Origin of the sequence: Lysinibacillus sp. K60 (genome assembly GCF_019731275.1) — a bacterium.
Classification (GTDB): Bacteria; Bacillota; Bacilli; order Bacillales_A; family Planococcaceae; genus Lysinibacillus; species Lysinibacillus capsici.
On record NZ_JAASJR010000001.1, the window covers coordinates 729,390 to 755,598 of the forward strand.

Genomic DNA, 26,209 nt, shown 5'->3' on the forward strand with positions numbered 1-26,209 from the left:
GAATTATTGTTGATTATTTCTCTACTTTAACCTCTTTAAGAGAGATGTTACCAAGGATGTCTGCCTTCATGTTTTTCACATAATCTTGTACTACAGATAGGTTCGTGTAGTAGTAGATTGGAATAACTGGGAAATCATTCACAGCAACTTTTTCAGCTTGTTTTAAAAGCTCAAGACGTTTAGCAGGATCTGCTTCAACGTTAGATTGATCTAATAATTTTTTGTATTCTGCACTTTCCCAACCAGTATCGTTGTTACCATTTGCAGCAGTGTCATACATTTCTAAGAATGTATAAGCATCGTTGTAGTCACCAACCCAGCCCATACGGCCAACTTGGTAATCTAATTGGTTAAGTTTTTCTAAATATACTTGCCATTCAGAGTTATCTAGACCTACAGTGATACCTAGGTTTTTAGTCCAGCCCTCTTGAACGTATTGAGCGATAGCAGCGTGTGCTTCACTTGTGTTGTAAGAAAGGTTAATTTTGATATCTGCTGGGTTTGTAATTCCAAGTTCTTTCATACCAGCTTCAAGTGCTGCTTTAGCACCTTCGATATCGTTATCTTTGAAGTAACCACGGTCTTCTTCAAAGCCATGAACGGCGATAGGAACCATACCTAATGCAGGTTTTTGCTCACCTTTAGTAATGTTGTCGATTAAACCTTGACGATCAACTGCTAAAGCTAACGCTTTACGGATGTTAGCGTTTCCAGTGATTTTATCTTTTGTATTTAGCTTGTACCAGTAAACAGAAGCTTGGTCATTGATATTTAATGAACCATCAGCTTTAAATGCATCGATTGAATCAAGTGCCACAGATTGGAATGGTGCACCTAAGTAGTCAATTTCTCCAGCTTTGAAACTTGTTGCTGCAGTTGCTTCAGACTCAACCATACCGATATTAACAGTTTCTAAAGAAACTTTATCAGCATCCCAGTACTCTGGGTTTTTCTTTAATACGATTGTATCATTGTGTCTCCATTCAGCTAATGTGAAAGGACCGTTTGTTACATAGTTTTCACCAGCATCTGCATACCACTCATCATTACCTTCAACTACTTTTTGGTTTAATGGTGCATATGTTTTGAATGCTGTTAATTCTAAGAAGTAAGGTGTTGGGTTTTCTAAAGTTACTACTAATGTTTTTTCGTCTTGTGCTTTAACGCCTACATCATCAGCAGAACCTTCACCATTGTTGTATGCTGCAGCACCTTTAATTGGATAAAGGATTGAAGCATATTCAGAAAGATTGTCTGGGTTTAATGCCCATTTCCAAGCGTATTCGAAGTCACCAGCTACTACTGGATCTCCGTTTGACCATTTAGCATCACGTAATTTGAACGTGTATGTTTTTAAATCTTCACTAACTTCCCAGCTTTCAGCAGCAGCTGCAACCGGACGAGCGTCTGCATCAAGTGTTGTTAATCCTTCAAAAGTATTTGTAAGAATAACACCAGAAGTTGTATCTGTTGCTAATGCAGGATGAAGTGATGGCGGCTCAGAAGCTACTACAACATTTAATTCGCCACCTGATGAAGTTGTTTCTTCTGAAGAACCAGAATCTTTTCCTTCGTCTTTTGATTTGTCAGACGAATCTCCACCGAAGCCACATGCAGCAAGTACTAAAGAAAATACTGCAAGGACTGTTAGTAATAAAAACTTTTTGTTTTTATTCATGTGAATCCCCCTTATACAATTTTTAAGCCTTTTGTGAAGCTCCTATTTAATATACCAAAAAAATCATTGTGTACAAAATAAAAAAGATTCGAATTTATATAGTATTATCTGACATTTAGGAGAATAATAAATTTTTCCGATTTATCACACTAAAGAGGAGAAGTGTATATATATTAAAAATTTGATATTTACTTATTCTGAATATCAAAAATAAAGTAAAAATAAAAAAATGATTTACTATACGGAAAATTCCTATTTTTTTGATAATATTATGGATATTTGAAAAATGAATCAAAAGTCATAGATGTAATACCTTGAGGAATTTGTATAGATTTGTAGAAAATCTATGTAAAACTCAGTGAATTAGTTTCTTTTACAGGTAATTTCTTGTAATTTACTATCGCAAAACATGAATATTTTTATCTATTAATGATATATAAGAAACTTGTTTTGTATTTTTCTAGGATTATCCATTTGTGGGGAAGAAAAAGAAAAAAATGAGCATTTGTATGAAAAAAGGTACCCATACTAAGAAAAAATTGGATTTAGTGACAAGCTAGTTTATGAGATTAAGTTTTTTTGAAATAATTTTAGAGCTAGTTGAATATACATGCATTTATGCAGTTGGTTACTGTTTTATTCATCAGTCAAAAAATAAAGAGAATGCTTCAATTCGTCCTATATTCTTCCAAAGAGAACCCTTTTAATCATATTGTTTTTTTGAGGATGTCATTTGTCTTACTGAAGAGGATTGATAATGCAAATAATTACTAAAAATCTGTTTATTCATCAAATGAAAACGTTATCAATAGCTATTCAGAAGGATATTCTTCCACTTTTTAAGTGGTGTACTATGAAAAAAATATAAAAAAACAGTGCATCCCATCTATAAAATGCACTGTTTTCTATTTAAAGTTTAAATTGATTGATTTGATTCTGTAAATCTAAGGACTTTTCGCTTAGATCTGCGGCAACTTGGTTTACTTGTTGTACTGTTATAGATTGTTCTCTTGTTGCTGAAGCTACAATTTTTGTATTATCTGCGCTCGTTGAAGCACCGTGGGCGATTTCTGCAACGGACGCTGCAACCTGTTCAGCACTAGCTGAAATTTCTTCAGAGGTAGCTGATATATCTTCAATCTGATCCGTCATCGTATTAATTGCTTTCACAATTCCTTCAAAGGCTTGTCCAGCATGTCCGATGATTTTAACGCCCTCTGTGACAGAATGAAGTCCATCAAAGACTGCTTTTTCTACATTATGTGTATCCTGTTGAATATCTAGTGTTAAGGCAACGATTTGGTTGGCTGATTGTTTGGATTCCTCAGCTAACTTACGAACCTCATCTGCTACAACCGCAAATCCTTTACCATGCTCTCCAGCTCTAGCCGCTTCAATTGCTGCATTGAGTGCCAATAAATTTGTTTGATCTGTAATGGCTGTAATGACAGCTGTGATCTGACTAATCTCATCTGATTGCTTACTCAATTTTTGAACAAGATTATTAATCATTTGTGTTGATTCATGGATGACATTCATTTGTTGCTGAGCTTCTTCTACAGTCTCATTTCCATTTGTTGCTAATTCAGAAGTTGTTATAGCATTCTGATGTAGTTGCTGAGTTGCCTCAGCTATTCGTTGAACACCTACAGCTGTTTCATCCATTGCGTGTGCGCTTTCGTTAGCTGCTACTGTAGCTGTCACTGCAGCATCAGCTGTTTCATTAATCCGTATTGTTATTTCATCAGCAGTGGCAGTTATTTCTTCAGTGGAGGCAGAAAGTTCCTCTACTGAAGCTGTTAAATGCTCTGCATTGTCCTGTATATGCGTTAATAAATTTTTCAGATTACCCTTCATGGCATTAAAAGCTGTTGAAAGCTGACCAATTTCATCTTTTGATTGATAGGTAATATCTGGATGAATTAATTCACCATTAGCTACATGGTTGGCTGCCAGAACGACAGATTTTAAAGGGCGTGAGATTGTCCGTTGTATATAGAAAATAAGGAAAATACCTAGAGCGATACCAATAATGATTGCGATAATGGAAATGAGTTGGGAATTGAATACGGCCTGTTTAGATTCTTTTGTCACAATATCTAGTTGTTCCTTTTGATAGTTTCCAATTTTATCGGATACATCTTGTATACCTTTATTCGCTTGTTGTACTTCACCATTTACCTTTTGCAAAGCACCTTCTAGATTACCAGCTTCAAATAGAGCTATTGCTTCGGTTGCTGCCTTATTAAAAGTATCATTATAAATTTTTAATTCCTGTGCATATGTTTCCATTTCAGCTGAATTTGATTTTTCTATGATTTCTTCTACATGTGTGTCGAGCATACTTGCATATTTTGAGAAACTCTCTTTGTTAGCAGGTTTGTCTTCGATGATGATGGCACGAATGAAAAGTCCTTGCATAGCCATTTCGTATTGAATATCATCTGCTAATTCTACAAGGGCAACATGTCCTTCTAATGCATTTTCAATCTTTTTTTCAATGTTTGAAAATAACAGAAACATAATGAACAAAGAAATGATTAATGTGAGAATAATTGCAAAGAAACCAAAGCTTAATTTTTTACCTACAGACATATAGATACGCCCTTTCCTAAATGCTCTATAAAAATTTTTATACTTTAATTTAGCGTTTCTCAGTAGTAGAAGTCAATATTCGTTGAAGGAAACAGTGCAGATTATTCATGTGTTTTTAAATTGTTATTATAATAAGGAAGATTGTCTGTAAAAATCAATCAAGATAAGGTTGTTTTCATCGTTTTATAGTACGGATTACGTGTACTCGTTATAAAAAAGAAGAAACCGATACAATTTGTATCGGTTTCTTCCTTTATGACTGTTTCTTTAACTGTAAAATGACTGTCTCATCAGGGTCAATATACAGTGTCTTTTGTTCAAAATAGATGACGAAACCAGGTTTGGCACCATTTGGTTTTTTGACCTGTCTTATTTCGGTATAATCTACAGGCACAGAAGAGGATTCTCTGGCCTTAGAAAAATAGGCGGCTAGTGTGGCAGCTTCTCGCAACGTCGTTTCATCTGGTTCACTTGAATGAATGACAACATGTGATCCAGGAATATCTTTTGTGTGTAACCAAATATCAGTCCGCTTTGCTAGTTTAAATGTCAGCATGTCATTTTGTTTATTGTTTTTTCCAACAGAGATTATTACACCTGTAGAAGAAACATATCGTTCTGGTTCAGGTTTCGCTTGTTTTTTCTTTTTCTTCGCATGACGTAGTTTTAAGTAACCTTGCTCTGCTAGCTCTTCACGAATTTCCTCAATATCTCCAGGAGAAGCCTGCTGAACTTGCTGTGCTAGCATTTCGAAGTAAGAAATTTCATCAGTCGTTTTTTCTAGCTGCTCTTGAACCATGACCAAGGCATTTTTTGCCTTTGTGTACTTTGTATAATAGCTTTGGGCATTTTCAATCGGTGTTTTACGTTCGCTTACTGGAATCGTTATTTCTTCGCCAGTTTCACTATAGTAATTTGTGACAGTAACTTCCTTGACTCCTTTTTCAAAGGCATAGATATTAGCCATTAATAGCTCACCATATAGTTGGAATTGATCGAGCTTGGAGGCACGTTCATAATCCTTCATTAACTTTTTTGTTTTTAAAGCTAGTTTGTCAATCTCATTTTGTAGCCAGCGCTCTAAATCGCCTGCTTGTTGTTTTACACGATCTCGCTCTGCATGTGCAAAGAATACACGATCAAGAAGCTCATGGACATTAGGATAGATTGTTATATCCCCGTCATGCAAGTGCGTTAATTCGATAGGGGAAAAGTATACTTTCTGATTGAAGAGTACGTACATAGGCTTCATTCCACCGTTCGCAAAGGAGGTCATAAAATCCTTGAAACATGCTAGCGTATTTGAAGTCGTCTTCATTCGATACAATAATTCTTCTGCGTGGAGAGGTGAAAAACCAGCTAATTGTTGCACTATCTCTTTAGAGGTTTTTGCTTCAACAAAAAATGCTGTTAGCTCTTCATCTGTCACTGTTAAAGGATTCCATTTGTTTTGTGTGGGTGGCGCAATATACGGTTGCCCTGGTAGTACAGTCCGGAAGCTATTGACTGAAGGCGGTAGATGTTTTAGGCTGTCAATAATTTTTCCCTGCTCTTGATCAATCAACAGTAGATTACTATGTCTACCCATAATTTCAGCATGTATTTCTCTTACAATTGGATCTCCAATTTCATTTTTACTTTCAATTTCTACTATTATAATGCGATCAAAATCACGCTGTTTTATAGAAGCAATAAAACCACCCTCTATATGCTTACGCAAAAGCATACAAAACATTGGCGGCTCTGCTGGATTTTCAATCACTTGTTCAGTAAGGTGTACACGTGCATAAGAAGAGTGGATGGAAAACAGTAATTTATGATTCTTTCCGTTCGCTCGCACATGTAAAATAACCTCTTGTGCATTAGGTTGGTGTATTTTGGTAATCCGACCAGTGACTAGCTGTTGTAGGTCGGCAGTTATTGAATAAGTAAATAAGCCATCAAATGCCATATGAATTCCTCTTTCCAACGATATCAAGCATCTTGGTACTTTCGTATTTTTTTCTTAATGTATCTGCATTCACTATTTTTAAGCTTCTGCAAATACTCTTTTGGTATGTTTATCATAGCATTTTTTAGGTGAATATTAAAATATAGCTTCAATTGTGGTAGAATTAGCTTTTACTTTATCCAAATTTTTTTGGAGAGTCGTCATAATCGACAAAGCTTATGTTATAATAATCCCAGTATGCAAAGAAAGGTGTGACGAACCTTGGTGCGTAGTATGACTGGTTTTGGCAGAGGTGTCACAACAACTAGAGACTTTCAATTAACCGTGGAAATGCGCTCGGTCAACCATCGTTTTTTAGAAATTAATGCAAAATTTCCGAAAGAATGGCTTGAAGCTGAAATTTTTGCAAAGAAACTAATTTCTCAAGCTTTGTCACGCGGCAAAATTGATGTGATGGTATATGTGAAGGACTTAGAGAACGTAGAGCAATCTATTGAGATTAATTGGTCATTAATTGAAGCGTATCGTAAGGCAAAAGAGCAATTAGCAAGTAAAGTACCACTTGAAGAAAAATGGACGATGCAAGAACTTTTATCGTTAGAGCAGGCACTTGTACAGCAAAAACCCCAGCTTACACCAGAGGATTTGCTCAGTGCTGTTGAACAAGCGATTTCACAAGCGATTGAACAGCTCGTTCAAATGCGTGAGCGTGAAGGGCAAGAATTACAAGAGGTTGTTGTACAATATAAAGAACAGTTAATGGAGCAAGTCAATCAGATTCGTTTGTGTTCTTCGCTTGCTGTTGAAAAATATCGTACACGATTAATAGAGCGAATTAATGAAGTTGCAAATGGCACATTGCTAGAAGATCGTTTACTAGCGGAAGTAGCAATTTTTGCAGAACGAGTAGACATCTCCGAAGAATTAGACAGATTAGATAGTCACTTCAATCAACTGAAGGAAACATTACTTGAAAAGATTTCGGTTGGGCGTAAATTGGACTTCTTAATGCAGGAAATACATCGCGAGATTAATACGATTGGTTCAAAAAATCAATCTACAGAAGCAGCGGTTGCTGTTGTTCAGGCGAAAACAATTTTAGAAAAGATGCGTGAGCAAGTGCAAAACATCGAATAACTTGCACGTGTCTGTTATAAATTAAGGGAGATATAGAGAATAAATGATAAAAGAACGTGGATTATTAATTGTTCTGTCTGGCCCCTCTGGTGTAGGTAAAGGGACAGTGCGAAAAGAATTATTTTCTCAGCCGAATACGAATTATGAGTATTCCATCTCGATGACAACACGAAATCCTCGCGAAGGTGAAGTAGATGGTGTAGACTATTTTTTCAAGACGCGTCATGAATTTGAAGTGTTAATTGAACAAGGTGGCTTATTAGAGCACGCTGAATTTGTCGGTAACTATTATGGAACACCATTAGCTTATGTAAATGAAACACTTGATGCAGGTCGTGATGTATTTTTAGAAATCGAAGTGCAGGGTGCAGCACAAATTCGTAAAAAAGCACCAGATGCCTTATTTATTTTCTTAGCCCCTCCAAGTTTAACGGAATTAAAAGATCGTTTAGTTGGACGTGGGACAGAAACGGAGGATATCATTGCCAAACGAATCGCTACTGCAAGTGAAGAGCTTGAAATGATGAGCTTGTATGATTATGTTGTGGAAAATGATGAAGTGACGAATGCCTGTGATCGTATAAATGCGATTATTAAAGCCGAGCATTGTCGTAGAGAACGTGTTGAAAAAAGATATTTGTCAATGTTGAGAGGAGAATAAAACAATGCTATACCCATCAGTAGATGCTTTAAAAAAAGAAATCGATTCAAAATATTCATTAGTGAGCCTTGCTTCTAAACGTGCTCGCCAAATGCAAGAAGAGCAAGACACAGAACGCTTACACAAGTATGTTTCCCATAAATATGTAGGGAAAGCACTTGAAGAAGTAGCGGCAGGTGTACTTACGAAAGTATCACAGGATGAGTCAACTGTGTATGAGGACGAAATCTAACATCATGTAAAGTGCTTTACTATGTTTACATGCATGCTAGTCTAGTTAGCAGTAGATTTTGATTATACAGAATGCCGAAAGCTCCCAGGGAATCCTTCTTTGGGAGCTTATCATTTGAAAGGACGACACCTAGCATGAATAAAAATATTTTACTTTGTGTTTCAGGCGGGATTGCCGTATATAAGGCTGTGGCACTCGTAAGCAAGCTATCACAAGCAGGAGCCAATGTAAAAGTCATCATGACAGCCTCTGCTAGACAGTTTGTAAATCCATTAAGTTTTCAAGTGATGTCCAAAAATGATGTTTATTTTGACACATTTGATGAAAAAGATTCAAGTGTGATTGCTCATATAGACTTAGCAGACTGGGCTGATTTAATTTTAGTAGCGCCAGCTACAGCAAATATAATAGGCAAAATGGCCAATGGTATAGCAGATGATATGATCACAACAACCCTGCTTGCTACGACAGCACCCGTATGGATTGCACCAGCTATGAATGTACACATGTACGACCATCCTGCGGTAAAACGGAATTTGGATAGGCTATCAGCTGATGGCTACAAATTTATTGAGCCTTCCGAAGGATTTTTAGCATGTGGCTATGTCGGGAAGGGCCGTCTAGAGGAGCCAGAAAAAATCACTGCACTTGTTCAAGATTTTTTTTCGGGAAAAACAAAACCACTAACAGGTAAAACAGTCATAGTGACAGCAGGTGCCCTGCATGTACCATTGGATGAACAGCATGTAATTAGTTCACAGGCAAATGGAGCCATAGGACGAGCTTTAGCACATGAAGCAAGAATGCTAGGCGCACATGTGATTGAAATAGAAAATGCAAATTTGTTTGATGCTATTCAGCAATTGGAAGCTTATAAAATCCAATATCCTCAAGCAATATTGATCCATGCAGCAAATGTGCCGACTATAAAGGAAACGCCCATCATTTCAGTAGAAGGCATAAAAGCGATCACTTTCGGACAAAAAGTGCAAGGAACACCAATGCTTAATATACTTTCTGAGAGATGGATTGATTTTAGTGAAAAAGCGCAGCTTAACGGACAGTTTTTGGCTACAATTAACCCACAACTTTTTGCTCAGACATTATGGTCTTATATTATAAAGGGTGAGGAACAATGAGCTTTTTGATAGCAGAGGTCATTGTAGATGTCTCTACTTACCATGTAGATCGTCCATTTGATTATCAAGTACCTGTAGAATGGATTAGTGTTATCGAATTAGGAAGTCGTGTTAAAGTGCCATTTGGTCCAAGAAATGTCCTGGGTTTTGTTGTTGGATTGAAGAAAGAAACAGATGTACCGTTAAATAAACTAAAGGCAATCAATCAAATTTTAGATATGGAGCCAGTCCTGACAGAAGAAATGTTGCGAATGGCGAAGTGGTTGAAGAACGATACGATTTGCTATGAAATAGATGCCTTGCAAGTGATGTTACCATCTGCACTTCGAGCCAAGTATGAAAAAATGATTAAGCTACAACAAGATCAACAATTGCCACTAGAGGTACAGGCTATATTCGGGAAGCGTCAACGAGCAAATTTTAAAGAATTTGAGCGAGCAGGTTTACTACCCCTATTGAAACAATTGGTTGCAGATAACATTGTTACAATCGAATATGTTGTGAAGCAACAGGGAAATGTGAAAGAAATTCGAATGGTTCAAATAACAGCAGACCAACAACTTATTGAACGTGCCTTAGAGCAGTCATCCAGGGCAGTTAAACAACGGCTATTATTGCAATGGATGTGCCAACACTTAGGAGAGGTTTTTACTCCCCAACGAATTTGTGACGAAGCAGGGGTCTCTATATCAGTATTAGAGGCAGTAATTGACAAAGGAGCTGCTCAATTTATTCAAGAGGAAGTATTTCGTGATCCATTTACGAAGGAAGTTTCACGTACACAAGCCTTACAATTAACGGATGAGCAGCAGGTTGCTCTCCAAGCTATTACTACAGCTATGGACCAGCAAATGGCGCAAACCTTTTTATTACATGGTGTAACCGGGAGTGGTAAAACAGAGGTTTATTTGCAGGCTATTCAAAAGGTATTAGAAGAAGGAAAAGAAGCCATTATGTTGGTACCTGAAATCTCTTTAACGCCACAAATGACTGAACGATTCCGCAGTCGCTTTGGTGAGATGGTTGCTGTGATGCATAGTGGATTATCTGTAGGGGAGAAATATGATGAATGGCGTAAAATCCAACAAGGCAAAGTGAAGGTCGTAGTTGGAGCTCGTTCAGCTATTTTTGCTCCCTTTACGAATATAGGGCTTATTATATTGGATGAGGAACATGAATCAACTTATAAGCAAGAAGATTCACCGCGTTATCATGCAAGAGATGTAGCCATCTGGCGTAGCGAATTTTATAAATGTCCTATTATTTTAGGGAGTGCAACACCAGCATTAGAATCATTTGCAAGAGCTAAAAAGGGAGTATATAAGCTACTCTCATTAAAACACCGTGCTTTACATCAGGCTTTGCCGACTGTTTTTATTGCAGATATGCGTGAAGAGCTGAGACAAGGTAATCGTTCGATGTTTTCCCAATCATTGATTGAAGCAATCCGTTTAAGACTTGAGAAAAAAGAGCAAATGGTGCTGTTTTTAAACCGTCGTGGCTATTCTTCATTTGTACTCTGCCGAGATTGTGGAACAGTTGTCCAATGTCCAAATTGTGATATTTCATTAACCTATCATCGAACAACTGAAAAATTGAAATGTCATTATTGTGGTTACGAGGAACATGTTCCACAAATATGTCCGCAATGTCAAAGTGATCATATTCGTTATTTTGGGACAGGTACACAAAAGGTGGAAGAGGAACTGTATAAGTTGTTTCCTGAGGCAAGAGTATTACGTATGGATGTAGATACTACGAAGCATAAGGGGGCACATGAAGAAATATTGGAGACATTTGGGGCAGGGCAAGCAGATATTTTGCTGGGTACTCAAATGATTGCAAAGGGTCTAGATTTTCCAAATATTACGCTAGTCGGTGTACTTAGTGCCGATACATCCTTACATTTACCTGATTACCGAGCAGCAGAGCGAACATTTCAGCTATTAACACAGGTAAGTGGCCGGGCTGGGAGACATGACAAGCTAGGGGAAGTCATCATTCAAACGTATACACCTGAGCATTACGCAATTGAATTAGCTAAAACCCAAGAGTATGAACCATTTTATGAACGTGAGATGTTTTTACGTCGCAGATCCAACTATCCACCTTATTATTTTGTAGCTCTTATTCAATTATCCCATGAAGATGTCATGATGGCTGCTGAATATGCTGGTCGAGTGGCTGATTGGTTACGAGGAAACTTATCGAATCAAGTCGCAATAATAGGACCAACAACTGCGAGTATTGCTCGTCTCCAAAATAGATATCGTTATCAATGTTTGATAAAATATAAAATTGAACCAAATCTAATTCCTGTGTTACAACGTCTACTTGCCATGTATAGAGCAGAGTGGATTAAGCAAGGAATATTAATGACGGTAGATTTAGATCCATCTACTATATAGTTAGCATGTAATAGTAGCACGATTTCTAATAAAAGTATCAATTAGCTAGTGCACTAGCTTTAAAGCAGAAATGAGGAAATAATAATGGCTATAAAAAAAGTAATTGAAAACCCTGCAAAGGTACTATCAACACCGTGTGCTGAAGTGACAGAAATAAATGATGAAATAATTACGTTACTTGATGATTTATATGACACAATGGTGGAATATGATGGCGTTGGAATTGCGGCACCACAAATAGACGTAGGGTTACGGGTAGCAATTGTTGAACTAGGTGAAGAACGTGATATTTTAGAAATGATTAATCCAACTGTCGTTGAAACGGACGGAGCAGAAGTAGATATTGAAGGATGCCTGAGCTTTCCAGGTTTATATGGAGAAGTAGAACGTCCTAGTTATGTCAAAATTGAAGCATGTGATCGTGAAGGACGTGTTTATGAATTAGAGGCAGGTGGCTTTGATGCACGTGCGATCTTACATGAAATTGATCATTTAGATGGTGTGCTTTTCGATTCAAAAATCAAGCGTATTGTCACAGCAGAAGAACTAGAAGAAATGTACGCCGAAGAGGAGGAATAAAATGACATCTATCGTTTTTATGGGGACACCTGACTTCTCCGCACCTATTTTGCGTATGCTACATGATGAAGGATATGCTATTAAAGCAGTTGTAACACAACCAGATCGTCCAGTTGGGCGTAAACGAGTACTAACACCGCCGCCAGTAAAGGCAACAGCGTTGGAACTTGGCTTGCCAATTATTCAACCCGAAAAATTGCGTGGCTCCGAGGAGTTACAGCAGATTCTTGCTTTACAGCCTGATCTAGTGATAACAGCAGCATTTGGACAGATACTACCCAAAGAATTATTAGATGCACCAGCTCTAGGCTGCATTAATGTCCATGCATCACTATTACCAAAATATCGTGGAGGTGCTCCAATTCACCAAGCCGTCATGGATGGTGAAAAAGAAACAGGAGTAACGATCATGTATATGGCAGAAAAGCTTGATGCGGGAGATATTATCTCTCAAAAAGCAATCCCTATTGAAGAAGATGATCATACTGGTGGACTTTTTGATAAGCTAAGTATGGTTGGCTGTGAATTACTTAAGGAGACACTTCCTTCTATTATAAATGGTACAAATAATCGTACAGTTCAAGATGAAGCACAAGTTACCTTTGCAAGTAATATTTCAAGGGAACAAGAACGGATCGATTGGACAAATGATGCTATTACTTTATACAATCAAGTGCGCGGTCTTCATCCGTGGCCTGTTGCTTATACCACTTTTGAGGATGGTAATTTTAAAATTTGGTGGGCAACGATTGGCAAAAGTAAGCATGAGGTGAATCCAGGTACAGTTGTTGCCATTGATAAAGATCATTTTGAGGTAGCAGCTGGCAACGGGACAACTTTAGCATTATATGATGTGCAACCAGCTGGTAAAAAGCGCATGACCGCAGAGGAATATTTACGTGGGACAGGTTCTAAATTACAGATTGGGGACCAATTCAAATGAGTAAAAAAAGTGTAGTGATTTGGGATGGCAATGTACGAGATGCCGCATTGTCAATTCTATTAGCAGTTGATAAAAATCAGGCTTATAGCAACTTATTGCTAAATGAAACGATTAAACGGCATAAAATTGAAGCAAAAGATCGTGCTTTATTGACTGAAATAACGTATGGAACTTTACAGTATAAAATGACACTTGATTATTACTTAGAGCCATTTATTCGCGGTTCAATTGATCATTGGGTTCGCTGGTTATTAAGAATCTCGTTGTATCAAATCCATTATTTAACACGTATCCCTCCACACGCTGCAGTAAACGAAGCAGTAGAAATTGCCAAGCGTCGAGGGCATCGTGGAATCGCTTCTATGGTCAATGGCATATTAAGATCCGTGTTACGCAGTGGAGTCCCTTCAACAGATGACATAGCAGATCCAATTGAGCGTCTTTCTATAGAGACAAGTCATCCAATGTGGTTAGTTCAAAGATTTGTTGATAACTACGGTCTTGAAGTGGCGACTGAAATGTTGCATGAAAATAATAGACCACCTGTGCAGACTGTGCGTGTTAATACAACAAAAGCAACTGTACAACAAGCAATTGCCGAGTTAGAGGCAGAAGGATTAACGGCTATTCAAAGCGATGTTATACCAGAGTGCTTATACATTACAAACGGTCAACCAGCTCGTACAAAATCCTTCAAAGAAGGTATGATTACTATTCAGGATGAAAGTTCAATGATACCTGCTAATGTGCTAAATCCATCGCCAGGTATGCGTGTCTTGGATATGTGCGCGGCACCTGGTGGAAAAACAACACATATTGCCGAAATAATGAAAAATGAAGGGTCTATTTTAGCAACAGACCTTCATCCACATAAATTAGATTTAATCGACCATAATACAGAGCGTCTAGGGCTTGATATTGTTGAAACAGCCCCAATAGATGGACGGAAAGCACCAGAATTTTTACAAGCAGCGTCTTTTGATGCTATCTTAGTCGATGCACCATGTAGTGGACTAGGCGTTATGCGACGTAAGCCAGATATTAAATATACAAAGCGAGAAGAGGATTTAGAAAGTCTTCAAAAAATCCAATTAGCTTTACTTGATGCAGCAACGAAAGTTTTGAAAACAGATGGTAAGCTTGTATACAGTACGTGTACAGTAGACATACAAGAAAACGAAGGCACTGTGAAAGCCTTTTTAACAGCACATCCAGAAATGGAAGCTATACAACTAGAATCTTTACCAACAAAATTAGCGGAAAAGCAAGCTAATGGCATGCTTCAAGTCTTTCCACAAGACTTTGGCAGTGACGGTTTCTTTGTCGCCGCCTTTCGTAAAAAAGGAGAATCCAACTAATGGTGGATCAAGAGAAATTTAATGAACGTATTAACGATTTAGTCGAAGAAGCAGAAGAAAAGCCCGTTCGACGTGTGAAAAAAGAAAAGCCAAATTTAAAAGAATCCATTTATTCGTTACAACCTCATCAATTAGAAGAATGGCTAAAGGAAAATGGCGAAAAGCCTTTCCGTGCTGCTCAAATTTTTGACTGGCTGTATAATAAACGTGTAAAGACATTTGAAGAAATGTCAAACCTTTCAAAGGGATTACGCGAAAAACTAACTGCAAATTTTGCATTATCCACACTATCAACCATTATTAAACAAGAATCTAAAGATGGTACCATTAAATTTTTATTCCAATTACAAGATGGCTATTCAATAGAAACTGTGTTAATGCGCCATGAATATGGAAATTCTGTCTGTGTAACAACACAAGTAGGCTGCCGAATTGGCTGTACGTTTTGTGCATCCACTTTAGGTGGTTTGAAGCGACATTTATTAGCAGGAGAAATTGTGGAGCAAGTTGTCAAAGTACAGCAAACATTAGATGAATTGGGCGAGCGAGTATCTCATATTGTCATTATGGGTATTGGTGAACCTTTCGATAACTATGATGCAATGATGAATTTCTTAAAAGTGATCAATCATGAAAAAGGTTTAAATATCGGAGCACGTCATATCACGGTTTCAACATCGGGTATTGTACCTAAAATTTACCAATTTGCGGATGAACAATTACAAATTAACTTTGCTGTTTCTCTGCATGCGCCAAACCAAGAAGCACGTCAAAAGCTAATGCCAATTGCCCGTGCTTATAAATTGGAAGAATTAATGGATGCTGTGCGATACTATACAAAAAAAACAGGTCGACGAGTGAGTTTTGAGTATGGGCTGATGTCTGGTGAAAATGATTCAGTAGAAATAGCAGAGGAACTATCTGCTTTAATTAAAGGAATTAAATGTCATGTCAACTTAATTCCTGTAAACTATGTACCGGAACGTGATTATGTTCGTACATCTCGTAGTCAAATTTTTGCTTTTGAAAAAACATTAAAGAAAAATGGTATTAACGTAACGATCCGCCGAGAGCAAGGTTCAGATATCGCTGCTGCGTGTGGTCAATTACGTGCACAAGAGAGATCTGAAGAAACGAGGTGACCAGTATTGGAATACACAGTCGAAAGTGATATTGGTTTAAAACGATCCATTAATGAGGACCGTGCTGCATTCTTTAAACGTCCAGATGGGCTTGCACTAGCACTTGTAGCGGATGGCATGGGTGGTCATAATGCTGGTGATGTAGCAAGTGATATGGCAATTCAACAAATGGAATCCTTTTTTTTACAGGCAGACACACATCATTTTGTATCCACAACATCAAAAAAAGAATGGTTATTACAAACAGTTAAGCAATTGAATAAAACAATATATGACTATTCTTTATCACATGAAGACTGTAAAGGAATGGGCACGACATTTATTGCAGTGTTAATCGAAGAACAACATTGCTTCATTGCACATGTGGGTGACAGTCGTGTGTATTATTTCTTTGAAGATGGTGCACAACAAATAACAAGAGATCATTCATATGTGAACGTCTTGGTCGAAAATGGTGAGATAAGCGAAGAAGAGGCTTTGACACATCCAAAGAAAAATTTCATCTTAAAAGCGGTTGGGACAGAGGAAACAATCGAACCAGACTTTTATGAAGTAGATTTAGCATCAGAATCGTATTTACTCATTTGTTCAGATGGCTTAAGCAATAAACTAACTGTTTATGAAATGGCATCGATAATTACGTATCCAGACTCCATTAAGGAAAAGGGACGTAAACTTGTAGAATTAGCAAATGCCAGCGGGGGAGAAGACAATATCTCCCTCGTGCTATTAACAAAAAGGGATGAGGAGGTGTAAGAATGCTTGTAGGTAAAAGAATTAGTGACCGTTATAAAATTTTAGAACTCATTGGTGGCGGAGGTATGTCCAATGTTTATTTAGCACACGATATGATCTTAAATCGTGATGTAGCCATTAAAATATTACGCTATGATTTTTCCAATGAGGATGAATTACATCGACGTTTTCAACGTGAGGCACTGTCTGCTACAAGTCTTACACATCCGAATATTGTTAGTGTTTATGATGTAGGTGACGATGGAGATCTACACTATATTGTGATGGAATATGTTCAAGGAAAAACATTAAAGCAGTACATACAAGAATTTGCACCAATTTCTCCTGCTAGAAGTGTGCATATTATGAAGCAATTAACGTCTGCCATTGCCAATGCCCATGAAAACCATATTATCCACCGTGATATTAAACCGCAAAATATTTTAATGGATGCGGAAGGTAATGTGAAAGTTACGGATTTTGGTATTGCGATGACGTTAAGTGCTACATCATTTACTCAAACAAATTCTGTGCTTGGTACAGTGCATTATTTATCACCAGAGCAAGCTCGCGGCGGTACAGCTACAAACAAATCAGATATTTACGCACTCGGTATTGTGTTATATGAATTATTAACAGGTGAACTTCCGTTTTCTGGTGAATCTGCTGTTTCAATAGCACTTAAGCATTTACAAGCCGAAACGCCTTCTGTTCGAGCATTTGATGCAACGATTCCCCAAAGCTTGGAAAATGTAGTATTAAAGGCTACTGCCAAAGATGCATCCCATCGTTATACGACAGTGGAAGAAATGTATGAAGATTTGGAAACCGTACTATCACCATCTAGAATCAATGATCCCAAATTTGTCATACCTGTGGATAATGATGTAACGAAGGCTATTCCTATCATTAAAGAGCAGATGCATAAAAAAGACGAAGATTTAACTAAAACAAGAGTTATTGAACCAATTATGGAAGCTAAAGCTCCATCTCAACCGCAACCTAAAAAGCCTGTAGAAAAGCCAGTTCCTGTTAAGGCAAAGAAGAAAAATTGGCCCAAATATGTTGCAGGACTATTCATTGCAGCGATTGTCATTTTCTTATTCTTTATTTTTGCAAAAGATTTATTTAGCCCGAAAAAAGTGGCTATACCAGATGTAGCAAATTTAACAATAGAGGAAGCGACAAAAAAATTAGAAGCAGATGGATTTGTTGTTGGTGAAGAGCATCAGGAGCGAAATCATGAGGAAATAGAGAAGGGGAAGGTTATTGAAACGGACCCATCAAAAAATTCATTACGTGAAAAAGGCTCAGAGGTAGACTTAATCGTTAGTTTAGGTGTAGAGATGACGACAGTTGATAATTATGTAGGACAAAATTATAGTCAAGTTGAAGCTTTAATAAAAGGAAAGTATAAAGACGTAATAAAAGAGGATGTCCCTTCTAATGAGCCAGAAGGAAGAATCATTGAGCAAAGCATACCACCAAATTCTGAGGTAGTAGCGAAAGAAGAAACAATCACGTTTAAAGTTAGCCAAGGAGTTAGAATGGTAAGGGTTGAAAACGTTGTAAATTATACGAAAGCTGATATGGATGACTATGTGAAAAGAGCAGGTCTCAATTGGCGTATATCTCGTGAAGAACATCATGAAACCATCCCAGCTGGCAGTGTAATTTCGCAATTGACAAAAGCGGGTACTTTGGTAGAAGAAGGTTCTATGATATCGGTTGTAATTAGTAAAGGGCCAGCAAAACAGCCTGATAAACTACGTCTCATACCTGTAGTCATTGAGTATAAACCTACAGAAGAGGGAATAGCTCAAAATATTCGAATCGAAATTCAGGATAAAAATCATACATTGTCTGAACCTGTTGAAGTATTTGAAATTCTAAGTGATACGCCATACAATATTCAGCTTACAATTGAAGATGGCAAAGATGCAAGTTATAGAATAATTCGTGACTCAGAAATAATTTTAGAAGGCAAAGTTAATTATAATGATGTCGATTAAGGAGGAATTGGATGGCGCAAGGCCAAATAAGAAAAGCATTAAGTGGTTATTATTATGTATTTGATGGACATCAACTGATTCAATGTCGAGGACGCGGGGTATTTCGTAATCGTGGCGAATCCCCACTTGTTGGCGATATTGTAGAGTATACAATGGAAACTGAAGGCTCTGATGGGACTATACAAAAGATTTTAGAGCGTCAAAATGAATTAGTACGTCCGCCAATTGCGAATATTGATCAAGGCATTTTGGTGTTTTCTGTAAAAGAACCGAATTTCAATACCATTTTACTGGATCGTTTTTTAGTTGTGTTAGAATCCTTCCATGTACACCCGATTATTTGTTTAACAAAAATGGATTTGCTAGAAAATGATGAACGTGAGGAATTACAAAATTATATAGCAGATTATGAAAGCATGGGCTATACAGTTTTGCAAACATATAAAGATGAAGAAGAATTAGTTGAACGATTACGTCCTATTTTAAAGGGGAAAACCACTGTTTTAGCTGGCCAATCGGGCGTTGGGAAATCAACTTTACTTAATACGCTCATTCCTGAGTTGAACTTAAAAACGGGTATTATCTCCCAAAGCTTAGGACGGGGGAAACATACCACTCGTCATGTTGAACTGATAGAGGTCTGTGATGGTTTATTGGCAGATACGCCTGGGTTTAGTTCCTTTGATTTTGACGAAATTGAGAAAGAAGAATTGGGTGTATGTTTTCCTGAGATGGCTAGAGTGGCGGATGATTGTAAATTTAGAGGTTGCTTACACTTGAAAGAGCCAAAATGTGCAGTAAAGGCAGCGGTAGAAGCAGGGGAAATTCGAGACTACCGCTACAAGCATTATGAACAATTTATGCAAGAAATTATGGATCGAAAGCCGAGGTATTAATGATGATACAAATAGCACCATCAATTTTAGCAGCAAATTTTGCAAATTTAGGTGAAGAAGTAAAGGAAGTAGAGCAAGCAGGTGCACAACTTATTCATATTGATGTAATGGATGGTCACTTTGTACCGAATATCTCATTTGGTTCCATTGTATTGGATGCTATCCGTCCATTAACGAAGTTACCATTAGATGTGCATTTAATGATAGAAAATCCAGATCAGTATATCGAACAGTTCGCAAAAGCTGGAGCAGATTATATTACGGTACATGTAGAAGCATGCCGTCATTTACATCGAACAATTCAATTAATCCGTTCTTTTGGTGTAAAAGCGGGTGTTGTATTAAATCCACATACACCGATAGAATCAATTCAACACATTTTAGAAGATATTGATATGGTATTATTAATGACTGTTAATCCTGGATTCGGTGGACAAAAATTTATCCATTCTGTTGTACCTAAAATTAAAGCATTATCAACAATAATTAAGGAGCGGGGCTTAGATATTGCCATTGAAATTGATGGTGGTATTACTGCTGAAACAATTGTGCCATGTGCACAGGCTGGAGCGACAATTTTTGTAGCTGGGTCAGCCATCTATAGTAAAGAAGATCGAACAGCTGCTCTTCAAGAGATTTTATTAGCTGGCGAGGCAGCGATTAAAGGATGACGACAGTCGTTGTTTGTGCAGGTGGTCCAAAAAATGAGCTTTGTTCATTTTCATCGTTTCAGCAACAACAGGATGTTGTGTTTATCGGGGCTGATCGTGGCGCCTTATATTTAATTGAGCAGGGAATTACGCCCCATGCCATTGTAGGTGATTTTGATTCTTTAACAGATCAAGAATATCGACAAGTGATGGCACAAACCAATGATCAACAACGTTTCCAAGAAGAGAAAAATGAAACAGACACGGATTTAGCATTGCTGAAAGCCTATACGTTTGAACCACAAGAAATTATTTTGACAGGTGTGACGGGTGGGCGTTTAGATCATTACGAGGCAGCTGTCCGTTCTATTTATCGGTTACAAAAAGAGCATCCTCAAATTGAGTTAAAGATAATCAATCATACTAATATGTTGCAATTTTTACTACCAGGCACACATACAATTTATGCAGATGATCGATACCGTTACTTGTCTTTTTTTGCTCACGAGGAGCCTATTCAAGGTGTAACATTAAGACAAGTAAAATATGAAACAACGAATGAGGAAATTTCCTTAGGAACATCTCGATTTACAAGTAATGAAATAATAGGAACTTCAGGGTCTATATCTTTCTCGCAAGGCATATGTTTAATGATAAGAAGCATAGATTAGCGTAAGGGGGAGAGAGTCCTGAAAGTATATACGTTCCAATTGCCGAAATTCGTGAGTAGTATCACGCGTACGTGTATTAACCTATTTAAAAAAGATAAGAAAGTAAAAAAATCCGACTAGTGTTAGTCGGATTTTTTACTTTCTTATAGAATACTAATCAAGAAAAAAATCGATTGCGCTCAATGCGAAATCGATTTTTTAGAAGCAGCGATTAAACGCGCTCGATTTTACCTGATTTTAATGCACGAGCAGAAACCCATACACGTTTTGGTTTACCGTCAACTAAGATACGAACTTTTTGAAGGTTAGCACCCCAAGTACGTTTGTTAGCGTTCATAGCGTGGGAACGGTTGTTACCAGTACGAGCTTTACGTCCAGTGATTACACATTGTTTTGGCATGTTGTATTCCCTCCTTACTGTTGATGCTGAAAGATTATTATTTCAGTTCGGTATTTCACATACCATAATAATTTAACATACGATGGCGTTCAGTGCAACAGTTTTCACATAACCTTTCAAGAAAAAAACCTTTACAGACATAAAACGTTTATGAAAAGTAGAGAAGTTTAATGGAGAATAGTTCTCCTATCCTTTTCCTCGATAACCAAGTTTTAGCGATACACGTCTACCAGTATCAACTAATCGCTCAATTAATGTATTAATATGATCTTGAGAGACATTAAAGTTTACAAAACCAATACTAACTGCTCCTATCACTTCACCAAAACCATCTAAAATAGAGACAGCAATGGAAGAAGTACCTGCAGTTCGTTCTCCGTGACTTATTGCATAGCCTTGTTGCCGAATTTGGTGAAGCTGCTCCTCTAATTCGGCCATTTCATCTTTAGTTACTAGTTGCTCTAGAATTTCTTTGGATTGTATTGCTGACATTGAGGCAAGTATGGCCTTATTGGCCGCTCCGATATGCATAGGTATGCGGATACCCAATTGATCATAAATACGAATCGGATTTGCTGCACTGTCTATCCGTTCTATAATAATCGTATCTAATCCAGCTGGTTTACTTAAATAAACGCTTTCTTCAACCTCCCTGGCTAATCGTTCTAACTCAGGTCTAATTTTGCTAATATAATCCATCGTATCATACACTTGTAAGCCAAGTTCCATCCATATGGTTCCAAGCCGATAATATTTTGTCTGTTCATCTTGTTCAATCATCCCTTGTTTAATCATGGCTTTTAAAATTCTATGTAAAGTACTTAGCGGTAAATCGCATTTTGTAGAAAGCTCTGAAATGGACAAGCTACTGTCGTTTGCATCAGCAGCTAAAACCTTGGCAATTGTCATTGCCCGCTCTAATAATTGCATTTGTCCCACCTCCCTTCATCCTATTTTATTTTTATTCTCCACCTACGTCTAGTTCCAATATTCCCGTACAAATCAGAAGTCTAAACAAATGCTTTATTTAATACACGAAAGCTACAAAAAGATCCTTTAAGGCTTATTGAATAAATGTTAATACAGCTTTTTTTCCAAGGGTGAATGCAATCCAGATTGAAAGAAAAATAAAAGTTTTCTAAATATATTGACAGTATAGCATAAAACGAATATATTCTTCATATAAACTTTCCTCTTAACGGAAACGTTTTCCACTACACGGAAATGAGGTGAAAGGAATGCATTATTGTTCATCAATGTATGCGCCTTTGAAACACGTTATTGTAAAAGATCCGAAAGATGCTTTCCAAAGCCAAGCACATCTTAGTGAGGAATGGAAAACATTTAACTACTTATCTGAGCCTAATTATGAAGAAGCTCTAAGGGAATACGCTGAATTTATTGGGATTCTTGAAAAATATGTGGAGACTATTGAATATCTGCCTATAGCAGATGAAGTAGGATTAGATTCTGTCTACGCACATGATCCAGTTAAATTTACACCAAATGGTGCCATTATACTGAAATCAGGCAAAAAATTAAGACAACCAGAGGCAGCAGTATACAAGGACTTTTTACAGCAAAAAGGTATTCCAGTAATTGGTGAACTTACTGGAGAGGCAGTTTCAGACGGTGGAGATATTGTTTGGCTAGATAATCGAACGCTCGTTGTGGGTAGAGGTTATCGAACAAACGATGAAGCCATTCGTCAGTTAAAGGAAATGACAGCCGATATGGTAGATGAATTTATAGTTGTACAACTACCACATGATCTTGGTGAAGCTGAATGTTTACATTTAATGTCTTTCATAAGTATGGTAGATCGAGATTTAGCTGTTGTGCATTCGCGTTTAATGCCAGTATTTTTCAGACAACTGCTAATTGAGCGTGGCATCCAGCTAGTAGAAGTACCTAAAGATGAATATGATTCGTTAGGCTGTAATGTGTTAGCGCTTGCACCAAGGGTATGTGTGATTCCTCAAGGCAACAAAAAAACAAAGCAACAGCTACTTGATGCTGGGGCAACTGTGTACGAATATAAAGGCGATGAAATTACTGTTAAAGGAACAGGTGGGCCGACGTGCCTAACTTGCCCAGTAGTAAGAGGATAAAGGAGAAGATGAAAATGTTTAAAAATGTTATTGTTAAAAATCCAGGAAATAGTTTTGTAAACGGTTTAACGACTAGTGATTTAGGGAAGCCCATTTTAGAAAAATTGTTTGAACAGCACGAAAACTATGTAGAGGCTTTAAAAAAATGTGGTGTTGAAGTAACACAATTACCAGCCAATGAAGCATTTCCAGATTCAACATTTGTAGAGGATACAGCCGTTTTAACACCTGAGTTTGCTATTATATCGAATCCTGGAGCAATAGCTCGTAACCGTGAAATTGAAGAAATCGAACCAGCCGTAAAGCAATTCTATGAAAAAATTTACTATATTAAAGGTTCTGGAACACTTGATGGTGGTGATGTGTTACAGGCAGAGAAAAAGTTTTACGTAGGGATTTCAGATCGTACAAATGAAGAAGGAGCGCAGCAATTTAAAGAAATTGTTGAACAAGAGGGCTATGAGGCAACTATTATCCCATTAAAAGAGTTCTTCCATTTAAAAACTGGAATTGCCTATGTTGGGGAAAATCGTATGGTGCTAGCTGGTGAATTTGTCGATCATCCTGCATTTGAATCTTACGAAAAAATCGTGATTCCTACAGAGGATGAATATTCAGCTAACTGTATTCAAGTAAATGATTATATTATTATTCCAGATGGCTATCCAGAAACAAATCGTAAATTACTGGACCTTGGCTATCAAACAATTGAACTTGATATGTCTGAATTTAGAAAACATGATGGTGGTTTAAGCTGTTTATCATTACGTTTTTAAGTAAATCTACCAATACCCAATCAATTTAAAAGAGAAAATTGATTGGGTACTTTCATTCTTGAAAAATCAGAATATTTAATATTTTTACATTATATGGGAAGTAGGGATGGATGTTGAATAAAGGGGATCAGCTTCACGATAATCAATTAAAACGTTCGATGAAAAGTCGTCACTTGTTAATGCTTTCACTTGGAGGTGTTATTGGAACAGGCTTATTTTTAAATGTAGGCTATACCATTAATCAGGCAGGACCAGGAGGCGCACTGATTGGTTACTTGTTTGGTGGTTTAATTTTGTTTATGGTCATGAATTGTCTTGGGGAATTGGCTGTTTACATGCCTGTTACAGGTTCTTTCCAAACATATGCAACACGTTTCATCAGTCCTTCAGCTGGTTTTTCATTAGGTTGGATGTATTTTGTTGGGTCTGCTGCCACAGCAGGCGTTGAATTTACGGCTGCAGGTATTTTAATGCAGCATTGGTTTCCTAGTGTACCAATTTGGATATGGTGTGCTGTGTTTATGGTTCTTTTATTTGTCTTAAATGCTTTAACAACGAAGGGCTTTGCTGAAGCAGAGTTCTGGTTTGCTAGTATAAAAGTTGTTGCAGTGATTGCATTTATCATTATTGGTGGAGCGGCAATCTTTGGTTTAATTCCATTAGCAGATCGTCCTACTCCACATCTCACAAATTTAGCACCTTCTGGTTTATTCCCAGCAGGTATTACGATTATTTTTGTCACAATGATGAATGTAATTTTTTCTTATCAGGGATCAGAGCTGGTGGGTATTGCAGCAGGGGAGACCGAGAACCCTGAAAAAAATATTCCACGAGCGATTCGTACAATTCTATTCAGAATCATCGTTTTCTATATTGCTTCCATTATTGTATTATCAGCAATATTCCCAGCATCAGAGCTTGGGCTTATGGAAAGTCCATTTGTCACGTTAATGAATTTAGCTGGTGTACCATATGCCGCTGGTATCATGAACTTTGTTATTTTGACAGCTATTTTATCAGTCGGTAATTCATGTTTATATGCATCAACACGTTTATTATTTTCCATGTCACAAGAGGGGATGGCGCCTAAGTTATTTGGTCGATTAACGAAAAATAAAGTACCTTTAAATGCGCTTATTTTTACGATGGTATTCTCACTCTTATCTTTATTAACTAGTGTAATGGAAGCCGATGCTGTATTTGTATTACTAATGTCGGTAGCAGGTATATCTGTCACAATTTCATGGATGGGGATATGTGCTTCTCAGTTAATGTTCCGTTATCGCTATGTGAAGTCGGGAGGAAATGTGGCTGATCTAAAATTTAAAACACCACTATTCCCGTTGATTCCAGTATTTTGTATAATCTTTTGTGTTTTAATTTTAGTATTTTTAGCGTTTGATCCAACGCAAAGGATTGGTTTACTATACGGGATTGGCTTCTTTATTGCCTGTATAATCTTTTATCAATTGAAATTAAAAAAAGCGGCGACTGCTGCTACAGATAGCAAAAGTGAAGAAACACTAGAAGTTCGTTAATCGTACCTCTAATGAATGGGAGTTAAAGGAGAATTTTATGAATACTTTTATGTGGGATACACCCGAAAAACTACGTGCCCTATTATGTGAACTTGTGAGCTGGGAAAGCCGAACATTAACGGCGGGCGAAAATAAATTTGCCTTTCGCTTAAAAGATAAATTGTTAACGCTTCCATACTTTGAAAAGCATCCAGACTTGATTGAATTACATGATGCAGGGCTTGGCAGAAATGCAGTGACAGCCTTCTATAAGCATCCCACGGCAACAGAAACCGTTGTGTTAATCAGTCACTTCGATACCGTGCATACGGAGGAATATGGTGAACTAGAGCCGTTAGCCTTTTATCCAGAAGAACTAACGAAAAAGCTAATGGAACCTAAATACTTAAAAGATTTACCAGAGGCAGCTCGCATTGATTTGGCGTCTGGGAATTATTTATTTGGACGCGGCACAATGGATATGAAAATGGGCCTTGCCTTACACATGCAGTTGATCGAAAAGGCAAGCTTAGAGCAATGGCCGATTAATTTGATTTTAACAACGGTTCCTGATGAGGAAGTTAACTCTGCTGGTATGAGAGCGGCTGTTGTGGAACT

General features: G+C 37.4%; 24 protein-coding genes. 19 read left to right on the forward strand and 5 right to left on the reverse strand.

Annotated features, from left to right (window positions below; genetic code table 11):
* Positions 1–13: 13 nt before the first annotated feature.
* From HCH28_RS03540 to HCH28_RS03550, 3 genes are all read right to left on the reverse strand, one after another.
* On the reverse strand, positions 14–1,678 hold the full coding sequence (locus HCH28_RS03540; RefSeq protein ID WP_004227373.1) for a peptide ABC transporter substrate-binding protein: 1,665 nt from the start codon (positions 1,676–1,678) through the stop codon (positions 14–16).
* A gap of 909 nt (positions 1,679–2,587) precedes the next feature.
* A complete protein-coding gene (locus HCH28_RS03545; protein WP_221679785.1) occupies positions 2,588–4,273 on the reverse strand; it encodes a methyl-accepting chemotaxis protein in 1,686 nt (561 codons plus the stop codon).
* Between the two features lie 253 nt (positions 4,274–4,526).
* Entirely contained in the window at positions 4,527–6,224 is a 1,698-nt protein-coding gene (locus tag HCH28_RS03550) for an Rqc2 family fibronectin-binding protein (protein ID WP_221679787.1), read from the reverse strand.
* A gap of 261 nt (positions 6,225–6,485) precedes the next feature.
* Between HCH28_RS03550 and HCH28_RS03555 the strand changes: the two genes are divergently transcribed.
* From HCH28_RS03555 to spoVM, 15 genes are all read left to right on the forward strand, one after another.
* Positions 6,486–7,361 (forward strand): YicC/YloC family endoribonuclease, encoded by an 876-nt coding sequence (locus HCH28_RS03555; RefSeq protein WP_004227378.1) that lies wholly within the window; start codon positions 6,486–6,488, stop codon positions 7,359–7,361.
* Between the two features lie 43 nt (positions 7,362–7,404).
* Positions 7,405–8,022, forward strand: a complete 618-nt coding sequence (gene gmk / locus HCH28_RS03560) for a guanylate kinase (protein ID WP_004227379.1) — start codon at positions 7,405–7,407, stop codon at positions 8,020–8,022.
* A gap of 4 nt (positions 8,023–8,026) precedes the next feature.
* Positions 8,027–8,254 (forward strand): DNA-directed RNA polymerase subunit omega, encoded by a 228-nt coding sequence (gene rpoZ, locus HCH28_RS03565; protein ID WP_004227380.1) that lies wholly within the window; start codon positions 8,027–8,029, stop codon positions 8,252–8,254.
* Positions 8,255–8,388: 134 nt separating this feature from the next.
* Positions 8,389–9,393, forward strand: a complete 1,005-nt coding sequence (gene coaBC / locus HCH28_RS03570; protein WP_221679788.1) for a bifunctional phosphopantothenoylcysteine decarboxylase/phosphopantothenate--cysteine ligase CoaBC — start codon at positions 8,389–8,391, stop codon at positions 9,391–9,393.
* Positions 9,390–11,801 carry a primosomal protein N' gene (gene priA / locus HCH28_RS03575; RefSeq protein WP_221679789.1) on the forward strand — a complete coding sequence of 804 codons (2,412 nt, stop codon included), beginning with the start codon at positions 9,390–9,392 and terminating at the stop codon, positions 11,799–11,801. The genes coaBC and priA overlap by 4 nt, the downstream gene beginning before the upstream one ends.
* Before the next feature lie 84 nt (positions 11,802–11,885).
* Positions 11,886–12,380 carry a peptide deformylase gene (gene def / locus HCH28_RS03580; protein WP_004227388.1) on the forward strand — a complete coding sequence of 165 codons (495 nt, stop codon included), beginning with the start codon at positions 11,886–11,888 and terminating at the stop codon, positions 12,378–12,380.
* A gap of 1 nt (position 12,381) precedes the next feature.
* Positions 12,382–13,323 carry a methionyl-tRNA formyltransferase gene (gene fmt, locus HCH28_RS03585; protein WP_221679790.1) on the forward strand — a complete coding sequence of 314 codons (942 nt, stop codon included), beginning with the start codon at positions 12,382–12,384 and terminating at the stop codon, positions 13,321–13,323.
* Positions 13,320–14,681, forward strand: coding sequence for a 16S rRNA (cytosine(967)-C(5))-methyltransferase RsmB (gene rsmB, locus HCH28_RS03590; RefSeq protein WP_221679791.1), 1,362 nt, complete (start codon positions 13,320–13,322; stop codon positions 14,679–14,681). The genes fmt and rsmB overlap by 4 nt, the downstream gene beginning before the upstream one ends.
* A complete protein-coding gene (gene rlmN / locus HCH28_RS03595) occupies positions 14,681–15,823 on the forward strand; it encodes a dual-specificity RNA methyltransferase RlmN (protein ID WP_202342358.1) in 1,143 nt (380 codons plus the stop codon). The genes rsmB and rlmN overlap by 1 nt, the downstream gene beginning before the upstream one ends.
* A 6-nt stretch (positions 15,824–15,829) precedes the next feature.
* Positions 15,830–16,579, forward strand: coding sequence for a Stp1/IreP family PP2C-type Ser/Thr phosphatase (locus HCH28_RS03600; RefSeq protein WP_221679792.1), 750 nt, complete (start codon positions 15,830–15,832; stop codon positions 16,577–16,579).
* 2 nt (positions 16,580–16,581) lie between these two features.
* Positions 16,582–18,570 carry a Stk1 family PASTA domain-containing Ser/Thr kinase gene (gene pknB, locus HCH28_RS03605; RefSeq protein WP_221679793.1) on the forward strand — a complete coding sequence of 663 codons (1,989 nt, stop codon included), beginning with the start codon at positions 16,582–16,584 and terminating at the stop codon, positions 18,568–18,570.
* Between the two features lie 11 nt (positions 18,571–18,581).
* Positions 18,582–19,466 (forward strand): ribosome small subunit-dependent GTPase A, encoded by an 885-nt coding sequence (gene rsgA, locus HCH28_RS03610; protein WP_202342356.1) that lies wholly within the window; start codon positions 18,582–18,584, stop codon positions 19,464–19,466.
* 2 nt (positions 19,467–19,468) lie between these two features.
* Positions 19,469–20,137: a ribulose-phosphate 3-epimerase gene (rpe, locus tag HCH28_RS03615; RefSeq protein ID WP_221679825.1), complete on the forward strand. Its 669-nt coding sequence runs from the start codon at positions 19,469–19,471 to the stop codon at positions 20,135–20,137.
* Positions 20,134–20,787, forward strand: a complete 654-nt coding sequence (locus HCH28_RS03620) for a thiamine diphosphokinase (protein WP_221679794.1) — start codon at positions 20,134–20,136, stop codon at positions 20,785–20,787. The genes rpe and HCH28_RS03620 overlap by 4 nt, the downstream gene beginning before the upstream one ends.
* An 18-nt stretch (positions 20,788–20,805) precedes the next feature.
* Positions 20,806–20,907 (forward strand): stage V sporulation protein SpoVM, encoded by a 102-nt coding sequence (spoVM, locus tag HCH28_RS03625; protein WP_099805045.1) that lies wholly within the window; start codon positions 20,806–20,808, stop codon positions 20,905–20,907.
* Positions 20,908–20,998: 91 nt separating this feature from the next.
* Here the strand turns inward: spoVM and rpmB are convergent, their stop codons facing one another.
* Positions 20,999–21,187, reverse strand: coding sequence for a 50S ribosomal protein L28 (gene rpmB, locus HCH28_RS03630; RefSeq protein WP_004227417.1), 189 nt, complete (start codon positions 21,185–21,187; stop codon positions 20,999–21,001).
* A gap of 186 nt (positions 21,188–21,373) precedes the next feature.
* Positions 21,374–22,117, reverse strand: a complete 744-nt coding sequence (locus tag HCH28_RS03635) for an IclR family transcriptional regulator (protein ID WP_221679796.1) — start codon at positions 22,115–22,117, stop codon at positions 21,374–21,376.
* A 308-nt stretch (positions 22,118–22,425) separates the two neighbouring features.
* Between HCH28_RS03635 and HCH28_RS03640 the strand changes: the two genes are divergently transcribed.
* The 4 genes from HCH28_RS03640 to HCH28_RS03655 form a co-directional block, all read left to right on the forward strand.
* Positions 22,426–23,298 (forward strand): dimethylarginine dimethylaminohydrolase family protein, encoded by an 873-nt coding sequence (locus HCH28_RS03640; RefSeq protein ID WP_221679798.1) that lies wholly within the window; start codon positions 22,426–22,428, stop codon positions 23,296–23,298.
* A 14-nt stretch (positions 23,299–23,312) separates the two neighbouring features.
* Complete coding sequence (locus HCH28_RS03645; RefSeq protein ID WP_221679800.1) at positions 23,313–24,074, forward strand: dimethylarginine dimethylaminohydrolase family protein; 762 nt, start codon at positions 23,313–23,315, stop codon at positions 24,072–24,074.
* Positions 24,075–24,184: 110 nt separating this feature from the next.
* A complete protein-coding gene (locus HCH28_RS03650; protein ID WP_221679802.1) occupies positions 24,185–25,612 on the forward strand; it encodes an amino acid permease in 1,428 nt (475 codons plus the stop codon).
* 37 nt (positions 25,613–25,649) lie between these two features.
* The coding region (locus HCH28_RS03655) for a M20/M25/M40 family metallo-hydrolase (RefSeq protein WP_221679804.1) at positions 25,650–26,209 on the forward strand (560 nt) is incomplete at its 3' end.

Coding starts and splice junctions, on each gene's coding strand:
- HCH28_RS03540 (WP_004227373.1), bottom strand. CDS start 1,678: ATGAATAAAAACAAAAAGTTTTTATTACTAACAGTCCTTGCAGTATTT.
- HCH28_RS03545 (WP_221679785.1), bottom strand. CDS start 4,273: ATGTCTGTAGGTAAAAAATTAAGCTTTGGTTTCTTTGCAATTATTCTC.
- HCH28_RS03550 (WP_221679787.1), bottom strand. CDS start 6,224: ATGGCATTTGATGGCTTATTTACTTATTCAATAACTGCCGACCTACAA.
- gmk (WP_004227379.1), top strand. CDS start 7,405: ATGATAAAAGAACGTGGATTATTAATTGTTCTGTCTGGCCCCTCTGGT.
- rpoZ (WP_004227380.1), top strand. CDS start 8,027: ATGCTATACCCATCAGTAGATGCTTTAAAAAAAGAAATCGATTCAAAA.
- coaBC (WP_221679788.1), top strand. CDS start 8,389: ATGAATAAAAATATTTTACTTTGTGTTTCAGGCGGGATTGCCGTATAT.
- priA (WP_221679789.1), top strand. CDS start 9,390: ATGAGCTTTTTGATAGCAGAGGTCATTGTAGATGTCTCTACTTACCAT.
- def (WP_004227388.1), top strand. CDS start 11,886: ATGGCTATAAAAAAAGTAATTGAAAACCCTGCAAAGGTACTATCAACA.
- fmt (WP_221679790.1), top strand. CDS start 12,382: ATGACATCTATCGTTTTTATGGGGACACCTGACTTCTCCGCACCTATT.
- rsmB (WP_221679791.1), top strand. CDS start 13,320: ATGAGTAAAAAAAGTGTAGTGATTTGGGATGGCAATGTACGAGATGCC.
- rlmN (WP_202342358.1), top strand. CDS start 14,681: ATGGTGGATCAAGAGAAATTTAATGAACGTATTAACGATTTAGTCGAA.
- pknB (WP_221679793.1), top strand. CDS start 16,582: ATGCTTGTAGGTAAAAGAATTAGTGACCGTTATAAAATTTTAGAACTC.
- rsgA (WP_202342356.1), top strand. CDS start 18,582: ATGGCGCAAGGCCAAATAAGAAAAGCATTAAGTGGTTATTATTATGTA.
- rpe (WP_221679825.1), top strand. CDS start 19,469: ATGATACAAATAGCACCATCAATTTTAGCAGCAAATTTTGCAAATTTA.
- HCH28_RS03620 (WP_221679794.1), top strand. CDS start 20,134: ATGACGACAGTCGTTGTTTGTGCAGGTGGTCCAAAAAATGAGCTTTGT.
- rpmB (WP_004227417.1), bottom strand. CDS start 21,187: ATGCCAAAACAATGTGTAATCACTGGACGTAAAGCTCGTACTGGTAAC.
- HCH28_RS03635 (WP_221679796.1), bottom strand. CDS start 22,117: ATGCAATTATTAGAGCGGGCAATGACAATTGCCAAGGTTTTAGCTGCT.
- HCH28_RS03640 (WP_221679798.1), top strand. CDS start 22,426: ATGCATTATTGTTCATCAATGTATGCGCCTTTGAAACACGTTATTGTA.
- HCH28_RS03645 (WP_221679800.1), top strand. CDS start 23,313: ATGTTTAAAAATGTTATTGTTAAAAATCCAGGAAATAGTTTTGTAAAC.
- HCH28_RS03650 (WP_221679802.1), top strand. CDS start 24,185: ATGTTGAATAAAGGGGATCAGCTTCACGATAATCAATTAAAACGTTCG.